The sequence below is a fragment of the Actinomycetota bacterium genome (genome assembly GCA_035536535.1).
Taxonomy (GTDB): domain Bacteria; phylum Actinomycetota; class JAICYB01; order JAICYB01; family JAICYB01; genus DATLNZ01.
Map to the genome: position 1 here is coordinate 1 of DATLNZ010000026.1, position 3,666 is coordinate 3,666.

A 3,666-nucleotide genomic window follows, 5' to 3' on the forward strand; every position below is an offset into this window, starting at 1 on the left:
CGCCCTGGGCGAAGTGGACGACGAGAAGCCCTGCCGCCGGGAACCACGACGTGTGGGCCAGAAGGGGAATCCCGAACGGCCGGCCTAACCGGACGCCGCGCCTCAGCTGCATGGGGACCGTCCACGTTACCACCGGGGGCCGCCAGGTCACGCTTCTGGGCCGCCTCGGGGGCCGGGGACGTCGCCCACGGCCTTTCCGCTTCAGCCGGGGGCCGCGCTCACAGAATCCTCAGCCGAGGCAGCGCCTCCTCGAGCCGACGCCGGGAGTCCCGCTTTACGCGCCACGGCAGGCGGACGCTGTCCAGGTCCTGCATTCCGTGGAGGTGGACAAGTCCCGGCCCCCGGACCTTCGTGCCGGTCAGGACGAGTGCATCCAGGTTGGTCAGCCCGGCCAGATGAACGAGTCCTTCGTCGGTGATCGACGTCTCACCCAGTGACAGGTATTCCAGCGAGGGCGTCTGACCGATCGCCTGAAGTCCCTGGTCCGTCACCAGGGTGTCCCACAGCTCCAGGTGGTTGAGGTTCGGCAGGCCCGCGAGACAGCGCATCCCGGCGTCCCCCACTTTGGTCCCGGACAGGTCGAGCCAGAACATGCGGTCTATCTCCCGCAGGTGGACGAGCTGTGCGTCGTCGAGATCGGGGCTGTTGGCCTTTAAGCGCCAGACAGGCAGGTTCCGAAGCTCCGACAGGTCCGGCCCTCGGGCTTCCAGGCTCAAAGCCCTGTGGTACCTGTCGGCTAGCCGGTGGAACGGCTCTCCCATCGTGCGGGTGAAGATGACTCCCGCCTTCGGGAACAGGTCGAATCCCGGCGGGACGGGCGGCGGCTCCCATTGGTCATGCGGATCCGCAAGCCCGACCTCCAGGTCATAGGCGGCCCTGGCGTCGGAATCGCCGAGAACCCTCCACGCAGCGAGCACCTTGTTCAGCCGTGCGCTGGCTTGCTGCGGATCAAGGTCCGATGATGCGTCGGGGTGATATCGGCGCACGAGGTCGCGGTACGCAGATCGGATCCGCCCGTACGAGGCTCCCGGTTCTACGCCGAGGACGTCGTAGTGGTTAGGAGAGGTCGCTCCTGTCAACCGGCCCTCCCGATCGTCCGACCTGCGCACGCATCTGCCTGAGGGCCGTCGACGTTATCACCGCAACCTCGCGTCATCGTCCACGGCACCCGGCGAGCCGTCGCTTGGGAGCCGCTACGATGGGTCGGCCCTAGTCGGAGTGGCGGAATGGCAGACGCGCATGGTTGAGGGCCATGTCCCCGCAAGGGGGTGGGGGTTCAAGTCCCCCCTCCGACACGAACCCTGAGTACACCGGGGTCCGGCTGACACTCCACCCGGATCCGGGCCTCCCCCGGCTCGTACCGCAGGCGCACGCCGAGTGCGTCGTAGAGCTCTCGCTTCCCGTCCGACCTGGCGGCGGTGCTCGACGCGGCGCAGGGCGGCACGGACCTGCTCTCGGCGCGGCCGTCCCGGACGTGCTCGGGCCCCTTCGGCGCGGGTGAGCTGGCGCGACCACGCGGCGGATCGCTCAGCCGCGTCGTGCCGTGGGATGCGACTGGAACGGTCGGTGAAGTGGAGGTCGTGGCCGAACTGATCGTGCCTGGGCAGCCCGACCCGCCCTGGCAGAACACAAGCGCACGACGAGCCACTCAGTCCTCATCTGACAGCAGTCTGCCTCCGCCCATCTCGGGCGCTGTTCCGAGGCGCACAGCCGGGGGATCTACAGCAGCCTCAACCGAGGAAGGGCCTCCTGAAGCTTCCTCCGGTCCCCCCGTTTCACGCGCCACGGGAGCCGGACGTTGTCGAGGTCCTGCATCCCGTGAAGACATGCCAGTCCCGGCCCCTGAACCTGTGTCCCGCTGAGGACGAGGGCCCCCAGGTTCGTCAGCCCTTCCAGGTGCGCGAGCCCCTGGTCCGTGACGGAGGTTTCCCCGAGAGACAGGTACTCCAGCGACTTGATCTCGCCGATGGCGCGCAGCCCCTCATCGGTGACCCGGGTACCCATCAGGTCCAGATGGTTCAGGTTGGAAAGCTGAGCGAGGTGACTCATGCCGTCGTCACCTACCTTCGTCCCGGCCAGATCGAGCCAGAACATCCCATCCATGCGCCGGAGGTGAACGAGCTGGGAGTCATCCAGCTGGGAGTGGTTGACCTTCAAGCGCCAGACGGGTACGTCGCCCAGACCGGATAGGTCCGGCCCCCGAGCCTCGAGGCTGAGCGCCCTGTGGTAGCGGTCGGCCACACGGTGCAGAAGTTCGCCTTCCGTCCAGCTGAACATGGTGGCGGCCTTGGGAAACAGGGCGAAGCCGCGCGGGACGGGTGGCGGCTCCCACTGCCTCATGTCGTACGCGTTCGGTGCGCCCAACTCCAGGTCGTAGGCCGCTCGAGCCTCCGGGTCGCGGAGCGTGTACCAGGCGGCGAGCACCTTGTCGAGTCGGGAGGCGGCTTGCTGTGGATCAAGGTCCTGTGCGGCGTCGGGGTGGTACCGGCGGACCAGCTTCCGGTACGCCGCCCGGATGTCCCCGTAGGAGGCTCCGTGAGGGAGGCCGAGGACGTCGTAGTGGTTCGGCAGCTTCGCTTCCTTCACTGCGCTCCCTCCTGAGTCATGCTCCGCGAGCCACTGCGTGATCCTGGATCCAGGCATCGATCCGCTCCCACCACTGGTACAACCACTCGATCAGCTGCTCCTCTCCCTTCGGGACCTCAGCGGCAGGAAGCCGCCAGTAGCGCGAGTGGACCGGGTGGTCCAGGGGGATGCTGCTCCACAGCTGCTTCAGCGTCCCCAGGTCCTCCAGGACCGAATGCGCCACGAACACGACGTCGGCATCGGGAGCGCTTTCGAGGGCGGCCATGACGCCACCGTGCCGCGGAGGCAGGACGCGCTTCATGCCCTCCGCGCGATCCGCCGCCCTCCCGTGGCCCTTACGCCGTAGATATTCGATGGCTCGCCTGCGCACGCGCGGGGTGAAGTCCTTTCCTTCCGGGAACAGCACGAAGGCGTCCTGGTCTCCCATCCCGCGTGCGAGGTCCGCGATGGCTTCCAGGTAGATCTCGCGGCGGGAGGGATCGTGGCGGATGAAGCGGTTGGGCACGCGGTTGAGCATGACGTCGTACAGCGGCTCCCACTGGAGCTTCGACAACATGACGATGCGCGGCCGCCGGCCGTAGCCGACCAGGATCGTGCCTATCAGAAGCAACGAGTTCCCGGGACCGGCGTGCCGGCTGAACACCAGGACCGGCCCCGGCCGGGGCGCCGGGGGGTCCTCGATGTGAATCCTCAACCGGAACAGCCAGCGCGCGAAGCGGTCGGTTGTTCTCAGCCACCAGGCCATGAACGCGTAGTGCCATGCCTGGACACGCTCCGAGCGCATCCACAGCCCGAACCCGCTGCCCACCCACAGGACAAACATCGCCGCGAAACCGACCACCTCCATCGCCAGGTAACAGAGCGCGAATCCGACCAGCCGCAGCGTTCGCCAGTTACCCGGAAGAACGAGGTCGGCCACGGCGGCCGCGGCCAGCAACGCCGGAGACAGCGCGAGCAGCGCCAGCGCGATGGCCAGCGCAAGGGGGACCAGCACCAGCCGTCGCACGATTCGCGGTGGTACGTGGTCCACTTCGGCCCCCTATGGCTCAGTCCGCAGGCGTCAGCTTCTCTGCCAGATAT

General features: G+C 67.8%; 3 protein-coding genes and 1 tRNA gene. 1 reads left to right on the forward strand and 3 read right to left on the reverse strand.

What is annotated here, in order from left to right; translation table 11 throughout:
- Positions 1-218 precede the first annotated feature (218 nt).
- Entirely contained in the window at positions 219-1,079 is an 861-nt protein-coding gene (locus VNE62_02005) for a DnaJ domain-containing protein (GenBank protein ID HVE91063.1), read from the reverse strand.
- 133 nt (positions 1,080-1,212) lie between these two features.
- Here VNE62_02005 and VNE62_02010 point away from each other — a divergent pair.
- Positions 1,213-1,295 (forward strand) — tRNA-Leu (locus VNE62_02010).
- A gap of 424 nt (positions 1,296-1,719) precedes the next feature.
- On the opposite strand, the gene VNE62_02015 is transcribed toward VNE62_02010, so the two are convergent.
- Positions 1,720-2,586, reverse strand: a complete 867-nt coding sequence (locus tag VNE62_02015; protein ID HVE91064.1) for a DnaJ domain-containing protein — start codon at positions 2,584-2,586, stop codon at positions 1,720-1,722.
- A 16-nt stretch (positions 2,587-2,602) separates the two neighbouring features.
- Positions 2,603-3,592, reverse strand: a complete 990-nt coding sequence (locus tag VNE62_02020) for a hypothetical protein (GenBank protein HVE91065.1) — start codon at positions 3,590-3,592, stop codon at positions 2,603-2,605.
- Positions 3,593-3,666 lie beyond the last annotated feature (74 nt).